This window comes from Paenibacillus sp. CFBP13512, from assembly GCF_005233705.1.
GTDB classification, from domain to species: Bacteria; Bacillota; Bacilli; order Paenibacillales; family Paenibacillaceae; genus Saccharibacillus; species Saccharibacillus nuruki.
Genome location: NZ_QGAD01000004.1, coordinates 196656 through 212392, shown reverse-complemented (window position 1 = coordinate 212392; position 15737 = coordinate 196656). Strand labels below are relative to the sequence as shown.

13 protein-coding genes and 1 riboswitch are annotated in these 15737 nt (G+C 39.5%); of the genes, 2 read left to right on the top strand and 11 right to left on the bottom strand.

Going from position 1 to position 15737, the window contains the following annotated elements:
- The first annotated feature begins 139 nt into the window (after positions 1 to 139).
- Positions 140 to 1111: an NAD(P)H-dependent flavin oxidoreductase gene (locus PaeCFBP13512_RS07510; protein ID WP_137222258.1), complete on the top strand. Its 972-nt coding sequence runs from the start codon at positions 140 to 142 to the stop codon at positions 1109 to 1111.
- Positions 1112 to 1219: 108 nt separating this feature from the next.
- Here the strand turns inward: PaeCFBP13512_RS07510 and mqnC are convergent, their stop codons facing one another.
- The 5 genes from mqnC to metA form a co-directional block, all read right to left on the bottom strand.
- Positions 1220 to 2356: a cyclic dehypoxanthinyl futalosine synthase gene (gene mqnC, locus PaeCFBP13512_RS07505; RefSeq protein ID WP_137222256.1), complete on the bottom strand. Its 1137-nt coding sequence runs from the start codon at positions 2354 to 2356 to the stop codon at positions 1220 to 1222.
- A 478-nt stretch (positions 2357 to 2834) separates the two neighbouring features.
- On the bottom strand, positions 2835 to 2948 hold the full coding sequence (locus tag PaeCFBP13512_RS23480) for a putative holin-like toxin (protein ID WP_241669310.1): 114 nt from the start codon (positions 2946 to 2948) through the stop codon (positions 2835 to 2837).
- A gap of 293 nt (positions 2949 to 3241) precedes the next feature.
- Positions 3242 to 4408: an aminotransferase class I/II-fold pyridoxal phosphate-dependent enzyme gene (locus tag PaeCFBP13512_RS07500; RefSeq protein WP_137222254.1), complete on the bottom strand. Its 1167-nt coding sequence runs from the start codon at positions 4406 to 4408 to the stop codon at positions 3242 to 3244.
- Between the two features lie 6 nt (positions 4409 to 4414).
- Entirely contained in the window at positions 4415 to 5605 is a 1191-nt protein-coding gene (locus tag PaeCFBP13512_RS07495) for an aminotransferase class I/II-fold pyridoxal phosphate-dependent enzyme (RefSeq protein ID WP_069326893.1), read from the bottom strand.
- 48 nt (positions 5606 to 5653) lie between these two features.
- Positions 5654 to 6595, bottom strand: coding sequence for a homoserine O-acetyltransferase MetA (gene metA / locus PaeCFBP13512_RS07490; protein ID WP_069326892.1), 942 nt, complete (start codon positions 6593 to 6595; stop codon positions 5654 to 5656).
- Positions 6596 to 6731: 136 nt separating this feature from the next.
- Positions 6732 to 6867, bottom strand: a riboswitch (SAM riboswitch).
- 466 nt (positions 6868 to 7333) lie between these two features.
- Between metA and corA the strand changes: the two genes are divergently transcribed.
- The gene (corA, locus tag PaeCFBP13512_RS07485) at positions 7334 to 8269 is read left to right on the top strand and encodes a magnesium/cobalt transporter CorA (protein ID WP_069326891.1); all 936 of its coding nucleotides are present in this window, start codon (positions 7334 to 7336) and stop codon (positions 8267 to 8269) included.
- 167 nt (positions 8270 to 8436) lie between these two features.
- On the opposite strand, the gene PaeCFBP13512_RS07480 is transcribed toward corA, so the two are convergent.
- From PaeCFBP13512_RS07480 to PaeCFBP13512_RS07455, 6 genes are all read right to left on the bottom strand, one after another.
- Positions 8437 to 11220 carry an HAD-IA family hydrolase gene (locus PaeCFBP13512_RS07480; protein ID WP_069326890.1) on the bottom strand — a complete coding sequence of 928 codons (2784 nt, stop codon included), beginning with the start codon at positions 11218 to 11220 and terminating at the stop codon, positions 8437 to 8439.
- 181 nt (positions 11221 to 11401) lie between these two features.
- Positions 11402 to 11866: a disulfide oxidoreductase gene (locus PaeCFBP13512_RS07475; RefSeq protein ID WP_137222252.1), complete on the bottom strand. Its 465-nt coding sequence runs from the start codon at positions 11864 to 11866 to the stop codon at positions 11402 to 11404.
- 4 nt (positions 11867 to 11870) lie between these two features.
- Positions 11871 to 12614, bottom strand: a complete 744-nt coding sequence (locus PaeCFBP13512_RS07470; RefSeq protein WP_069326888.1) for a DsbA family protein — start codon at positions 12612 to 12614, stop codon at positions 11871 to 11873.
- Positions 12604 to 13506, bottom strand: coding sequence for an ROK family protein (locus PaeCFBP13512_RS07465; RefSeq protein WP_069326887.1), 903 nt, complete (start codon positions 13504 to 13506; stop codon positions 12604 to 12606). The genes PaeCFBP13512_RS07470 and PaeCFBP13512_RS07465 overlap by 11 nt, the downstream gene beginning before the upstream one ends.
- Before the next feature lie 122 nt (positions 13507 to 13628).
- Entirely contained in the window at positions 13629 to 14714 is a 1086-nt protein-coding gene (locus PaeCFBP13512_RS07460) for a phosphodiester glycosidase family protein (RefSeq protein WP_137222250.1), read from the bottom strand.
- Entirely contained in the window at positions 14715 to 15593 is an 879-nt protein-coding gene (locus tag PaeCFBP13512_RS07455; RefSeq protein WP_137222248.1) for a 5'-3' exonuclease, read from the bottom strand.
- Positions 15594 to 15737: the final 144 nt, after the last annotated feature.

Sequence of the window (15737 nt, the reverse complement as noted above, 5' to 3'; positions counted from 1 at the left end):
TGTTCATTAAAATTGCCTTCTTCTCAAACAAAACATTCAAATATATGATGATTTTACAGCTTCTTATTAGTCTACATACGACTAAATCATTAATAGGCTAACTATTATAGTGAATCACTTGAGTGGAAGGATGAATAAAATGAGCAATCGTGTAGCCCATATTCTTGGAATTGAGAAACCTATTATACAAGGACCGATGAGTTGGATTACAAATGCTGAATTTGTAGCTGCTGTAAGTAATGCAGGCGGGTTGGGGATTCTTGGTCCTAATGCAGGTCAGACAACCATAACCACTTCTCCAAAAGAAACGGCAGAACGGATGCGCCGTGAGATTCGTAAAACAAAAGAACTAACCGATAAACCGTTTGGTACCACAGTGATTGTAGATGGAGACTTGAAATACACCTGGCCTATTTTGGAAATTATTATTGAAGAAGATGTCAAAGTGGTTCTTCTCAATGGTGTTGAAGGAACATTATCTGAAAAGATTCTAAATCCATTAAAAGAAGCCAACATTAAAATTGTCTACCGCCCTTTAACCCCAACTTTTGAAGATGCCAAATCTGCTCAAGCTATGGGTGTGGATGTCTATGTGGTAACAGGATTTGATGAAGGTGGAACTTTACCAACCAGTGTTATTGGTACATTTGCTATGACTCCTATGATTGTCGATGTGCTGGATATTCCTGTAGTATCTGCGGGTGGAATTGGTGATGCTCGTGGCGTAGCCAGTGCTTTTGCTTTAGGTGCGGAAGGTGTCTTTTTGGGAAGTCGCTTTATTCCTACGATTGAAAATCCGGCAGCACAATCTGTAAAGCAAAAGATCGTCGATTCATCTGCATCTGATTTATTACTTTATCGTACTTTGCCAGCATATTATCGTTCCTTATCTACCCCACTTGTTGAGAAATTAGTCGAAATGGACAAGCAAGGTGCCTCTCGTGAAGAAATTGCCAGTGCTTCTGGTGGTTCGAGTGCTATACGTATAGGGATGCTTGATGGTATTGGTGAAGGTGGTATTATTACCTTGGGGACTGGGATTACACCAATCAAGCAAATCCAAACGGTACAAGAAGTGGTTGATGAATTAGCAGTAGGTATTCCACAATAATATAACTTCAGTATTACAATAATATCTTTTATATAGTTAAATGAAATACAAAAAAGCTCAGCGATCCCTTTAAAAGGATCGTTGAGCTTTTTTATTTATATCTGTTGATTAGTTCTGCATAATAAAGTCATGAGCGACTTTTTGAGTTTCATCATTAAATACTTTAAGGATGTTGTACTTCGTATCACGTTGAGCAGGAATTTTGCCAGCTTCGCGAATAATCTGCAAGGTTTGCTCAATATTCACTTTATGCGTGGTACCCGCCGCAGAGACTACATTTTCTTCCATCATCGTACTACCGAAGTCATCACATCCATAATGAAGTGACATTTTACCCACTTCAGGTCCCATCGTTACCCATGAGGATTGGAAATGCTTGATATTATCGAGCACAATACGACTAATCGCTACATTTTTAAGATATTGTTCTGGAGTTTGCTTTTCAGCTTTCATATTGGTGTTATCCGGTTGGAATGTCCACGAAATAAAAGCAAGGAAGCCTTCAGAATCATAACCATTACGGATACATTCATCTTGTGCTTCACGTACACGTAATAAATGAAGTGCACGTTCTTCCATCGATTCTCCGAATCCAATAACCATCGTAGCTGTTGTGTTCATCCCAATTTTGTGAGCTGTCTGCATAACGTCCATCCAATCACGCCATGAACCTTTCAAACGGCTGATTTTACGACGAGTACGATCATCCAGAATTTCTCCACCGCCACCTGGCAATGAATCAAGTCCAGCTTCATGAATTGCACGTACAGTCTCTTCGAGCGACATGCCTGAGATTTCTTTCATTTTCATAATCTCAGCAGGTGAGAAAGAGTGCATCGTAATGTTAGGGAAGTTCTTTTTAATCTTTTTCAATAGATCGATATAGTATTCGAAAGGAAGATTTGGATTCACTCCACCTTGCATCAAAATTTCAGTTCCGTTCACATCTTCGGTTTCCTGAATTTTCTGCAAAATCACTTCATCCGATAATACATAACCCTCTTTCGAATTCGGGCTACGATAGAAAGCACAGAAACGACAAAAAACGTCGCAGACATTCGTATAGTTAACATTACGCCCAATTACAAAGGTTGTAATCGGATCTGGATTTTTGCGTAACATTAATTGATTGGCTACATGCCCCATTTTCTCGATCTCATCGGACTCATATAGCATAATAGTTTCTTCTAAATCTAAGCGTTCGCCCCGTTCGGCTTTTTCCAAGATACGGTTTACCGCGCTCATATTGCAGCCTCCCTTATCCTATTCAGACATCTTACTGGTGTCTGAAGGTGAATTTGAGCATTGTCCTATATATAACCCATTTAGGCACAAAATGCATATCTAAAAATTGAAATAATGACAACACATTTATCGTACCATATTTCACAAATGAAAAATAGTCGTGTCGTGTGACAGGAAGGTGATATTTTTTAAGAATAATTATACATATGATATACAATAAATGCTGATTAAATAAAGGAATTTAGCGATTTTAGAGTTTGAAAATAATTTATTTTCATTTTAGAGTATGATATAGTATGACTATATACAACATTATATTTTGAATTAGATGGTTGTCGATTTTTAGATGTATGCTATAAAAAAAGCAGGAAAGATGTTAGCGCATCTTTCCTGCTTGGCAACAGTCTGCTTTAAGAGCAGTCGGCAGTTCAGGTAGATCTAATGTATTGAAATAGACCGGTTCCTTGTCACAGGCGGTCTATTTCTTTTTGTTTTGGTTCATAGCCACTATAATCGTCACAACCAAACCGAGTATCGAAACAATAAGGATACCGAATTGGATCATTAACGTTAATGTATCTTTAACCTCCACAAGCATCACCTCCCTTCTATCGGGAGACTAGCCGACCGCCCATTAAGCCTTCTGTTGTTCTCTTGAGTATAACAAAATAACGTATCTAAGAATATAAATATCTCAAAAAAGCGATTCGTACTATAAGATAAAAAAAAGCGAAGTACCTTTGAACCAATAAGAAGGTACTTCGCTTTTTATTTACAATTATAGTTGGAGTATGAGATTGATTTACGATATATAACAACAATCTTATACAAATTTAAAAATACTCGTCACACAAGTGAAATATTATTTAAAATCATAAGTATTTTCTAATCTGATAAAGCTTGCTCCAGATCAGCAATCAGATCGTCAATATCTTCCAAGCCTACAGAGAAGCGCAGTAGCCCATCCGTTATTCCACGTTCTTTGCGTACTCCTTCACCCATAGCAGCATGAGACATTGTTGCTGGATACGATAAAATACTTTCAACAGCTCCTAAACTCACAGCGACTAAAGGGATCTGAACGTTATCAAGTACTTTTTTAGCACGCTCGCCTGAACCTACATCAAAAGAAAGCACAGAACCTGCTCCTGAAGATTGAGAAGCATGAATAGTTGCTCCTGGATGACTTTCTAATCCCGGATAATAGACAGCTTCAATATCATCGCGCTCATTCAACCATTGTGCTAGCTTGGCTGTACTTTTTTCAGAATGATTCATTCTTGCGGCAAGTGTCTTCATCCCACGAATCAATAACCAGCAATCTTGAGGACCAAGTACTGTTCCCAGTCCATTTTGTAAATGCTTCAGTTGAGCTCCAATCTCAGGTGTACGGGCAACCGCAAGTCCTGCAAGCACATCACTATGTCCACCTAAGAACTTGGTAGCACTATGCAGAACAATATCGACACCCATTTCAATCGGACGCTGATAATAAGGGGTCATAAACGTATTATCTACCATGGTCAGCAGATGATGTTCTTTCGCCCAAGCCGTTACAGCGCCGATGTCTGTAATTTTCAATGTAGGATTCGAAGGAGTCTCCATATAGACCGCTCTTGTATTCGGACGAAGTGCATGTTTCACCTGATCCAGATCGGTCATATCTACAAAGCTAATCTCAATGTTCATTCGATTCAATACCGTAGTCAAAAAGCGATACGTTCCACCATATACATCTTCAGTCACAATTACATGATCATCAGCAGATAGAATCAGAAATGCAGTCGAGATCGCTGCCATTCCTGAAGCAAAAGCATATCCTTTGGCTCCTCCTTCTAGCAAAGCAATATAATCTTCCAATGCTTGACGAGTTGGGTTACCTGAACGACTATAATCATGAAGTGGCGGATTAGAGATATCTTCTTGGTGGAAAGTAGATGCCTGATAGATCGGTACACTCGATGCGCCTGTTGCTTTATCAAAAGCAGCCCCAAAATGAATTAGTTTAGTATCGATTTTGCGAGAAGATGAATGATCTGAAGAATATGCCATACTCGATCACACTCCTTCTACTTCAATACGTGCAACTTCCAATGCTTGATCTAGATCGGCGATCAGATCGTCAATATGCTCAATCCCTACAGAAAAGCGTAAAAGACGATCATCAACACCTATCGCTTCGCGAATCTCTGTTGGAATATCAGCATGTGTTTGTACTGTTGGATATGTCATTAACGATTCGACTCCGCCTAAACTTTCAGCAAAAGCAATCAATTGAATACTACGCAAAATCGGTTCAATATAACGTGCATCTTTCACTTTAAACGAAAAGATACCTGTATTTCCGCTAGATTGGCGGTTCTGGACATCATAGCCCGGATGATCAGGTAATGCTGGATAAAACACTTCGGCAATTTGTGGATGATCTACTAAATGCTTAGCCATGGCTGTTGCATTGTATTCATGACGCTCCATCCGCAATGCTAATGTTTTCATTCCACGCATTAATTGATACGAATCGGTTGGGGACAACACAGCTCCGATTGAGTTGTGTAGAAAAGCCATTTCAGCAGATAACTCTTCCCCTTTGGTCATAATCAATCCTGCTAACACATCATTATGTCCACCTAGATATTTGGTAGCGCTATGAATGACAATATCTGCTCCCAGTTCAATCGGACGCTGGAAAAAAGGAGTCAACAGCGTGTTATCAACGATCGTCAGCAATTGATGACTTTTCGCCCATGTAGCAACGGCTTGAATATCAGTTACCATCATTAAAGGATTGGTTGGCGTCTCGATAAATACAGCTTTGGTATTGGGTTGAACTATTTTTTCTAATGCTTCTAGATCATTGGTATCTACATAAGAAGCAGTCACTCCAAATTTGGATAAAATACGTTCCAAAAGACGATATGTGCCGCCATACAGATCAAGCGATACGACCAGATGATCTCCCTGACCGAACAGCGCAAAGATCGTTTGCAAAGCAGCCATACCGGAACTACAGGCAAATCCTGCATCTGCTGATTCTAATGCTGCTGCGGCTTGTTCAAGTACAGCGCGAGTTGGATTGGTTGTACGAATATAATCAAAGCCTGTACTTTTACCAAGAGCGGGATGACGGAATGCGGTCGATTGATAAATAGGAAAATTAATCGCTCCGGTTGTCGGTTCATTGATAGAACCGATCTGTGCCAATCTGCTTTCAATGTTAAGAGTTCGTTCGCTTGAATGATGATCCGTCATACTATAATTCCTCCTCTGGAATAACAATCGATTGGGTTTATCACAAATTTAGATACAGTAATTACCAGCTTCAGCTTTAGCACTTTCCAAATCATAAGGTGTTTCTTGGTATACATAATAATTCAGCCAGTTGGAAAATAATAAGTTCGCATGCGCACGCCATGTGGATGGTGGTGTACGCGATGGATCATTATTTGGAAAATAATTTTTCGGTGGTGCGACATCCATTCCTTTGGCGATATCACGTTCATATTCCCATTTCAGTGACAATGGATCATATTCCGAATGCCCTGTCACAAAAATTTGACTGCCGTCTTTAGTTGCCGCTAGATATACGCCAGCTTCTTCTGATTCTGATAAGATTTCTAATTCAGGAATCTTGGCAATATCTTCATGACGTACTTCGGTATGACGAGAATGAGGCGCAAAGTATAACTCATCAAATCCTCGTAGTAATTTTACATTTTCTTTATTTAAAGTGTGTGGAAATACACCAAAACATTTTTCTTCCAAATCTACTTTGGGTACACCGAAATGATGATAAAGACCTGCTTGTGAAGCCCAACAGATATGCATGGTTGAAGTGACGTTCTTTTTACTCCAATCAAAAATATCTTGAATCTCTTCCCAATAATTCACATCTTCAAAATCCATCGTTTCTACAGGAGCACCCGTCACGACCAGACCATCAAAGCGAAGATGTTTGACTTCTTCAAACGTTTTATAAAATAAGTTCAAATATTCAGTAGATGTATTCTTCGATGTATGCGATTGCGCATGTAATAAATAAATATCGATTTGAAGCGGACTATTTCCTAGCAAGCGCAATAATTGGGTTTCGGTTGTTTCTTTCGTAGGCATTAGATTTAAAATAGCAATCCGTAATGGACGAATATCCTGTTGAAAAGCTTGACTGTCGTCCATGACGAAAATATTTTCACCTGTTAATACTTCTTTGGCGGGTAAGCTATCCGGAATCTTAATTGGCATCTTCATTCACTCCTTGGATGTGTGTATTTCTTATCATTCAGGAGAAAGCTTCATTATGCGTATATACAAAAATGACCTTTCTCCTGATACTTGAGAAAGGTCATTTGCGATATTGTCGCGTATATAATAGACGCCTCTCTCATCTGTCAGCAGATATTAAGTCTAAAATAATGCTCTCAAACTTATATCTCTGCAAGAATTAGCACCGTGCGGTCATACCGCCGGTTGCCGGGTTTCATCGGGCTAGTCCCTCCACCTGCTCTTGATAAGATTTGCTTATTCAATTTGTAATTACATTAATTCAATACTTTTCTTATACCATAATTTATACTATTCTACCGTCTGTCGTCAAGTGCTGTCAAAAATGTCTTGTTTTGAACCGATAAATAGGTTGTTGGTAACTGTATTGGTTGATTTCCAAGCAGGATTCTTATTTAAGCTTGAAAGGCTTCCATGACCACGGTATACTTAACAAGTATTTGACGTTTTTTCATAGTTTTCATAAATATATAGATAACAAAGAGGTGAATTTCAAAATGGAAGGCGACCCGAGGCCCAGTTGGCAGCAGGACGGATGGACAAATTGCAGGAAACAAACGACAACCATAGGGCACTTGAGTAACGCGCCATTATTGAAAAATCTTCTCCGTTTTTCATAAATTATAGCGAAGCTTTGTAAATAAGTGTGCGGTTGCCGCTTCTTTCCCTGCTCATTTCATAATAAAGGGGTAGAACACAATGAAAGTTCGGCACGTCAATGCTGGAGCATTCACTCCAGTAGAAAATATTACCGACACACTGATCGCACCTGAAGAAGGATTTTATTGGATCGATGCAGATTTGGAAGATTTGATTGAACTACAACCGCTCTTTATGCTCCATGATCTGGCTGTAGAAGATTGTCTAAGTGAAGAAGAACAACGCCCGAAGATCGAGATTTATGAAAGTCATTACTTTATTGTTGTGAACAGTATTCGTTTTGATAACGAAGAGATTTTTTTGCGCGCCTTGAATATTTTTCTAGGACGGCATTATATTATTACAGTCACCAAGCAGAAAATTAATGAATTGCGTGTACTCAAGCCTATTTTATGGGAAGAAGAAGTGAGTCGCGCCGATAAATTTATGTATTTATTAGTCGATCTGGTGGTTGATAATTACTTCGCTGTTGGTGATCGGATTGAAGATCAAATCGAACTGTTGGAAGAAAATATATTGATGCATACCAAAAAGTCGCATTTGAATGAAATTATTGGTCTACGTGGAGAAATTCTATGGCTCAAGCGTGTATTGGGACCACAGCGTGAAGTAATCAATACATTGAACAAAAAAGACTTACGCTTAATTGACGATCAATTGCAAAAATATTTCAGTGATGTATACGAAAATGCTGTCAAAGTCTCTGAGATGTTCGATACGTTCCGCGATCTGATGGGTAACTTACGAGAAGCTTATCAGTCCAGTATTTCGAACCGAGCGAATGAAATTATGCGTGTCTTTACAGCTATTACAACAATATTTATGCCATTGACTGTGATTACCGGTATTTATGGGATGAACTTTGAAGATATGCCTGAATTACATTGGCGCTTCGGTTATCCGCTCGTTATCGGGATTATGATCACGTTAGGTCTAACGATGTTTTTCACCTTCCGCAAAAAAGATTGGATCTGAAAAGATTAAAGCTGCCCTTATTCATCGTCATATGATGAACAAGGACAGCTTTTTTTGATTTTACTGGATCGCGCTTATGGTGCCAAGCGCTGGTTGTAAGATATTTTGCTGGCGCAAAAATCATTTTTTGATTGTACTTGGTCGCGCTTATGGTGCCAAGCGCGGGACTAAGGAAGTTGCATCCAGCGGATCATTGTTTCTAGGTTGAGTCCGTCCAGTCCTGGCACTGTAAAGTGTGCGCTATCGATTCGAGATTGGGAACTTACAGCGATAGTTTTCATTCCTATTTGGCGAGCGGATTGGATAGATTCAGTAGAATCTTCAATCACCATCGTATGGTAAGGATGAATATTGACAGCATTTGCCGCTTTGATAAAAATCTCAGGATCAGGCTTACCATAAGCTACATCATTTGCTGTAATGATTCTGTTAAAGTGTTGGCGAATTCCTAGTTGTTCTACCACTTCTTCTGCATCGTGACGATCAGATGCAAGCACAACAGCGATATTATGATCAGCAAAATGTTGTAGTAAGTCTTCGACTCCCGGTAACAACTCTGCTTTTTGCTCGGCATCTGCTTCTTCATCAATGACAGAAGTAACCACACCTTCTAATCCGAATACAATCGCACACAGATCGCGATTGTTTGCTTCAAGCGGTTGGGTCATCGCAATAATATATTCTTGACCGTAATGTTCTATTGTCAATGGTTCTCCACGTACAATACTATATGTTGTTTTGTTGCCTTCGACATTTACATTGACAAGGCGATCCTGAAATTGAACACGGAATGAATATTCTGTCCAGCTTGGAGGTAATTTCGGTTCAAAATGCAAACGACCATCATACTGACGCATCCCTGCGAATCCGCCAATAATTGTCAGCCAGCTACCTGCCATCGAAGCCGCATGAATACCGTCTTTGACATTTCCATGAATATCATCCAGATCCATACGTGCTGATTCGATAAAGAAGTTATATGCATGATCCATATTACCAAGTTCGGCTGCAATAATCGCATGGATCGCCGCAGACAATGAAGAATCATGTGTAGTTAAAGGCTCATAATAGGCATAGTTTTTTACTTTTTCCAATTTAGTAAATTTCTCGCCAAGCAAATAGAATGCAAGAATAAGATCGGCTTGCTTAATCACTTGCTGACGATAGATCACTAATGGATGATAATGTAGCAACAACGGATAATTTTCAGCAGGTGTATTATCAAAGTCCCATACGCCTTTATCAAGGAAAGAATCATCTTGACCGATCAATCCATTTTGACGATGGATATAAATTTCATCTGCTGCACGAGACCAATCTGCTAACTCTTCTTCTGTTAATCCCATAAGACTGTGCATCGCTAGATAAGAATCTGGTGTTAATTCTTCCCATTGTTTTAGTTCATGTACAGTGAATTCCAGTGCATCTTTGACCATAATGTTGGTATACGTGTTGTTATTCACAATCGCCGTATATTCATCAGGGCCTGTCACTCCATTAATACAGAATCCTTTGCCTGTAATCCAATTCCCAACAGATAAGAAAAATCTTGAAATCTCGATCAACATCTCTAACCCTTTGGTCTGCAAAAAGTCTTGATCGCCTGTCGCTTCAACATACTGAATAATCGCATGAGCTACATCGGCATTGATATGGAATTGAGCTGTTCCCCCCGGATAATAAGCCGAAGCTTCTTCTCCATTAATTGTACGCCACGGGAACAATGCGCCTTCTGCTGCCATTTCAACTGCACGTTCTCTTGCTTTGGGCAATGTATAATAGCGATATTCTAACAGACGTAAAGCTAACTCAGGCTTGGTATATAAGAAGAATGGTAACATATACGTTTCCGTATCCCAGAAGTAATGTCCTTCATACCCTTCTCCCGTGATCCCTTTAGCACTGATATTGGTTTTGCCATCCCGACCTACAGATTGGAATAATTGATATGCATTGTATCGTAATCCCTGTTGTAACAGTTCATCGCCTTCTACATTCACATCTGCAATTTCCCAGAATTCATCCAAATATTCTTTTTGTTTTATCGTTAAAGCGTCCCAGCCTTTGGCTTTGACTTCTTTTAATGTAGATTGAGCCAAAATCAGCAAGTGATCGACTTCGTAATCTTTAGACGAATAATAAACGATCGATTTATCGAGTGTAACCGATTGTCCTTCGTCCACTTGCATGGTAAATGCTTTCGCTATACGCTCATCTTCTTGGATCGTAGATAACGTATATTCGTAATCTAACGTATGCTCTGCGCCACACAATAAATGAAACTCAGTTTCTGTCGTACGTTGCTCTAGAGCCATAAACGTATTTTCTTCATACGACTGAACCGTATGTAATACTTGCCCTCCAAAAGCCGATCCTGCTCGCGGATCATCTGCTGATATTTCATTGGTTACTTTACCATTCAATGCAGATACCAGTTTAATTTCACCTGTAAAATTAACAGGCTTCACCGTATAGCGAACCATCGCTACATGTTTGTTATCAAAAGAAATTAAACGCTGAGTGTTCACTTCTACTTGCTTCCCTGTACCACTTTCCCATACAACATGACGGGATAATATCCCTTTTTGCATATCCAAAATGCGTTCGTATTCAATCACACGTCCACTCAATAAATTAAATTGTTCCCCATCAATAAACAATTCAATAATTTTGCTATCCGTGACATTGAGCATCGTCTGACGTTTGCGTGCATAACCAAAAGCTTCTTCTCCATACGTAATATCTGCTGAATCATAAAATCCATTCAAATACGTACCATTCAGTGCATTAATACCTGCACCTTCCAGTCCTTCTTCAAAATGACCACGCATCCCTAGATACCCGTTAGCGACTGTAAAAATAGTTTCTCCTCTACGGTTGTGAGCAGGGTCAAAAGAAGATTCACGTATCGACCACGGCTCAACTTCATATATTGAATTTCCTTCTCTCATGAGACATTCCTCCACTTTTTTTCTAGTTATTGAACAGTATTCTCTTACTATAGTTAACCTTTAAACGTACTGATTACATCAAATCCATCAAAATTGATTAAAATCATGTTTATAAAAAAAGCCTTCTTTTCAACAATAGATGCTAAAAAGAAGACTTTGTACTGCTTTAAAAATGTAATGATTATTCGATTTCTTCATCTTCATAAACGATAGCGTCTGCTGCACGACTACCTCTCCACAGCAATAACGCAATCAAAATAAAAGCGATCAGTGCCATAAAAGGAATCGTAATAAAACCAAACCACTCAAAATAAGGCTTATTACAAGGAACCCCTGTTGTACATGGTAAAATTCGACTTAATGCTGGAATATGTTGCTCTGCATAATGGTAAATCGCTACACAAGCACCTAGAATAACAAGTGGCATTGAATATCTGACAATACGACGATCATTATGATATGCTGCAATTCCAAGTAAAATTACCTGTGGGTACATAAAAATACGCTGATACCAGCATAATTTACAAGGCTCCAGTAACATCACATCACTCAAATACAGACTTCCACCAGTGGCTACAATAGCTACTATCCATGCTAGAAATAAATAGTACCTTGCTAAAAAAGATGGAGGCGTTTCTGTATTCATAGGACTAGCCCTCCGATCCAGCTTCAGTTTTGGCTTTCTCGATAGCTGCTTTGAGTGCTGTATAATCTCCCAAATCACCTGTATATTCTACTCCGTTGATATAGATCGATGGTGTACCCGGCAGATTCAACTCTTTTCCTTTATCATATTGAGCTTGTATCTCTTTAGCATACGTTTTGTTCTCAATATCTTGACGAAGCTTAGTGGTATCAATAGAGGCATCTGCTTTTTTAGCTAAATTCACAAGGAAATCGGTAGTTGCCCATTCTGTATTTTCATCTCCTTGATTGGTATAAACCGCATCAAAGAATTTCCAGAATGCATCATTATTTTGATGATAAACAGACTCTACAGCTAATGCAGCTGTGGTTGAATCCGGCCCCAAAAATGGGAAGTTCATAAAGTACATAGCTGCTGTTCCATTAGCGATAAAATCTTTTTGAATTTGCGGAACAATGATTTCGTTAAATTGCTTACAAATTGGACATTTGAAATCGCCAAATTCTACAATTTTGACAGGAGCTGTTTTTTCACCTTTCACCGGAAGCTGACTGTAATCAAAAGTAGTCGCTTCCGCTGTTTTGTTATTCGGTATAAAAACAATCAATAACACAATGACTGCTATAACAGCTACTGTTCCAATAATCAGATTACGCATTAACTTCTTTTGGCGTAACGCTTCTTTTTGTTTGTATTCTTGCTGTTGCTGTCTTTTGATTGCCGGATTTACTTTTTTCTTATTCGCCATGGGTTGCACCCGTTTCTCCTGATAATGCTAGATCAGCCAACGCAAGAGCTCCACACAATCCAGCGTTGTCTCCCAATTGTGGAGGAACAATAAACTGATCAATCTGTTCATTCAAGCTAGGATGTTGTACATAACCTGCTAATAGTTTTTGTAATTTTTCACGAATGAGTGGGAATAATTGATCTTGCTTCATCACGCCGCCACCCATTACAATTTTTTGCGGGGATAAGATCAATACATAGTTCATCAAGGCTTGCGCAAGGTAGTAAGCTTCCATTTCCCATGCAGGATGATCCGTTGTTAATTCAGAACCTTTAACATTCCAACGTCTTTCAATCGCAGGGCCAGCAGCTACACCTTCTAAGCAATCGCCATGATAAGGGCAGAAGCCTTCAAAATGATCGTCTGGATGACGACGAACTAGAATATGTCCCATTTCTGGATGCGATAGACCATGTAGCATTTTACCATCGACTACAGCGCCTGCACCAATACCTGTTCCTACAGTGATATAGATACAGCTATCTAACCCTTGCGCTGCACCCCATTTATGTTCTCCTAATGCCGCTCCGTTCACATCGGTGTCAAAGCCGATTGGTACATCAAAATGTTCTTTCATATGTCCAACAATATTGTATTGTCCCCAGTGTGGCTTCGGTGTAGTCGTTATGTATCCATACGTCGGGCTTCCTTTGATCGGATCAATCGGTCCAAAAGAACCGATACCAATCGCTTCGACTCCTTTGCCTTCAAAAAAGGAAATTACATTTTTCATCGTAATCTCAGGTGTCTCGGTTGGGAAACTGACTCTTTCTAGAATCTCCCCATTTTCTGTACCGATTCCACATACAAATTTAGTACCGCCTGCTTCAATAGCCCCTAATTTTTTCATAAATGACATATCTCCTTTGAGTTATCCGATAAGGATAGATTAGTATTCAAATAGATTAGTACAGAGATGCTCTATGTGGATCATATATGATATTGAAGTCGAGCTTATGTCGACGCTGTTACTTATGAACTGCTAGCACCAAAAATTAGCGTATTACTTAGTAATCGCCCGGGTGCAGTCTTGATACTTCCATTGGCATACATGCCCGATGAAGCGCCTCCATCTAAATTCATCGCTTGTCTGGCTCCAAGCTTTTGCATAATAGCTGCCCATTGCTTCATCGTTGCTCCTGGAACTGTCACTAGCATAATTGATCCATCTGCCATAATAGCAATACCACTACGAGCACCTGAATCTGTCAAAATTTTGGGATCTTGAAATCCTTCTGCCGCCGCATTTAAAGCGATTCGACTATCTTTTACTAAGCGAGGACCTGCACCGACCGCAGTGACTACCTTTTGCCATGGAATATCTTTACCATTGATATCTTGATAAGCAATATTCTGTTGCACTGTAGCCCCAACTGTAAATCGATCAGCCGCATATTTCTGATCACCTGTGTACACCAGCACATATCCATTAGCTGGAATAGATGCTTTGTTATTATTGCCTTTACGAATCACTTTGCCATTCGCTACTGTTACTGCAATGCCTCCTGTAAATCCTGTGTTTTTACCACGATCAGGTGTATAGATAATCGAAGTACTGGACGTTCCCGGTAGACGATTCACCCAGATGGCATACCAGCTAGAAGATTTGCCATTGGCAGATTGCACGGTTCCTGTTATAGAAAGCCGTAACGAATCCATAAGAGCTGTACCATTCGCCAAAAAGCCAATAGTGGTTCCATATCTACCTAGATGAGCAATACGTCCGCCTGTAATTAACGTTCCATAAGGATCAGGTGCGCCACCATAAGCTTCGAAAAAAGCACCGTTGATCGCTGCTTGAGCGTTATAGCTTTTAACGATAGAAGATAATGAAGACGTTTGCCCGACTTGTCGATCAGCTAGACCTACTCCTGTTGAAGTTCCTTTAGGAATATGCACCGTCTGTACTGTAAATGTACGTCCAGCAGCAGATACGTTTTGAGTCGAAGCTTTGATTCCAGATCCTGCTGCTACCGCTGAAGAACCAGCAGTAGGAAGCAAGCACAGAATCATCATTAGAGTGAGAACACCGATACCTAGACGAGACTGTATTTTCATTTAAAATACACCTATGCCTAACATCGAACAAAGACTTTTGATCTCTAATTCTTCAAATTTAGTTAGGATAATCTCATCTTCTAAAAGCAACAGACTCGCATCCAAAGAACAAACCACAGGCACTTCACGATGAATCGCTGCTAGACGATGCGATAGATGAAGCATCTCTAGATCATTTTCGATCTTTTTGCGAATTGATGGAGTTAATTGATCCAGATTTTCTAAGATACCTGCGATTGTACCGTATTCTTTGACCAGCTTAGTTGCTGTTTTTTCACCGATTCCTTTGACTCCTGGATAGTTGTCGCTAGCATCGCCCATCAAAGCTTTCATATCAATAATCTGAGAAGGTGTTAATTCTTTTTCTTCCATTAACGATTCAGGAGTATAGACTTTGTAATTACCATAGCCTTTTTTCATAATAATGACGCTAGTCCGTTCATCCACTAGCTGTAATAGATCATGGTCTCCTGTCAAAATAAGAACTTCCATATCTGCTTCCAGTTCACGGGAAATCGTACCGATACAATCATCGGCTTCATATCCGGGTGCACTCAGATTAGGAATGCCCATACTTTCAGTCACTTCCAAAATCAAATCAAACTGTGGAATCAGATCATCCGGTGCAGCCGAACGATTGCCTTTGTAAGCGGCAAATTCTTCGGTACGGAATGTTTTACTACTGACATCCCAACAACAAGCAATATGCGTAGGATTATACAGTTGCACAGCGTCCCATAGATAGCGTACAAATCCATAAATGGCATTAGTAGGAATACCCGATTTTGTACGACGAATATAACCGGATTGTGCTGTTGCATAATAAGCTCGGAATAACAGCGCCATTCCATCGACTAGCATTATTTTTTGATCTTTCATTAGCTTCACTTCTACCTTCTCTCTTCAATACAGATGAATCCAATCTGAGTATATCATACCGAATTTCTGCGATACTGTACAAGTATTCACATACCTTTAAATTTTACCACTATTCTGGATAATGTTCTTTATTATGATACTATT

Bases quoted from the DNA above. Each gene is read 5' to 3' on its own strand.
- PaeCFBP13512_RS07510 (WP_137222258.1), top strand. From the start codon at position 140: ATGAGCAATCGTGTAGCCCATATTCTTGGAATTGAGAAACCTATTATA.
- PaeCFBP13512_RS07475 (WP_137222252.1), bottom strand. From the start codon at position 11,866: ATGAATACAGAAACGCCTCCATCTTTTTTAGCAAGGTACTATTTATTT.
- corA (WP_069326891.1), top strand. From the start codon at position 7,334: ATGAAAGTTCGGCACGTCAATGCTGGAGCATTCACTCCAGTAGAAAAT.
- PaeCFBP13512_RS07465 (WP_069326887.1), bottom strand. From the start codon at position 13,506: ATGAAAAAATTAGGGGCTATTGAAGCAGGCGGTACTAAATTTGTATGT.
- metA (WP_069326892.1), bottom strand. From the start codon at position 6,595: ATGCCAATTAAGATTCCGGATAGCTTACCCGCCAAAGAAGTATTAACA.
- mqnC (WP_137222256.1), bottom strand. From the start codon at position 2,356: ATGAGCGCGGTAAACCGTATCTTGGAAAAAGCCGAACGGGGCGAACGC.
- PaeCFBP13512_RS07500 (WP_137222254.1), bottom strand. From the start codon at position 4,408: ATGGCATATTCTTCAGATCATTCATCTTCTCGCAAAATCGATACTAAA.
- PaeCFBP13512_RS07480 (WP_069326890.1), bottom strand. From the start codon at position 11,220: ATGAGAGAAGGAAATTCAATATATGAAGTTGAGCCGTGGTCGATACGT.
- PaeCFBP13512_RS07460 (WP_137222250.1), bottom strand. From the start codon at position 14,714: ATGAAAATACAGTCTCGTCTAGGTATCGGTGTTCTCACTCTAATGATG.
- PaeCFBP13512_RS07470 (WP_069326888.1), bottom strand. From the start codon at position 12,614: ATGGCGAATAAGAAAAAAGTAAATCCGGCAATCAAAAGACAGCAACAG.
- PaeCFBP13512_RS07455 (WP_137222248.1), bottom strand. From the start codon at position 15,593: ATGAAAGATCAAAAAATAATGCTAGTCGATGGAATGGCGCTGTTATTC.
- PaeCFBP13512_RS07495 (WP_069326893.1), bottom strand. From the start codon at position 5,605: ATGACGGATCATCATTCAAGCGAACGAACTCTTAACATTGAAAGCAGA.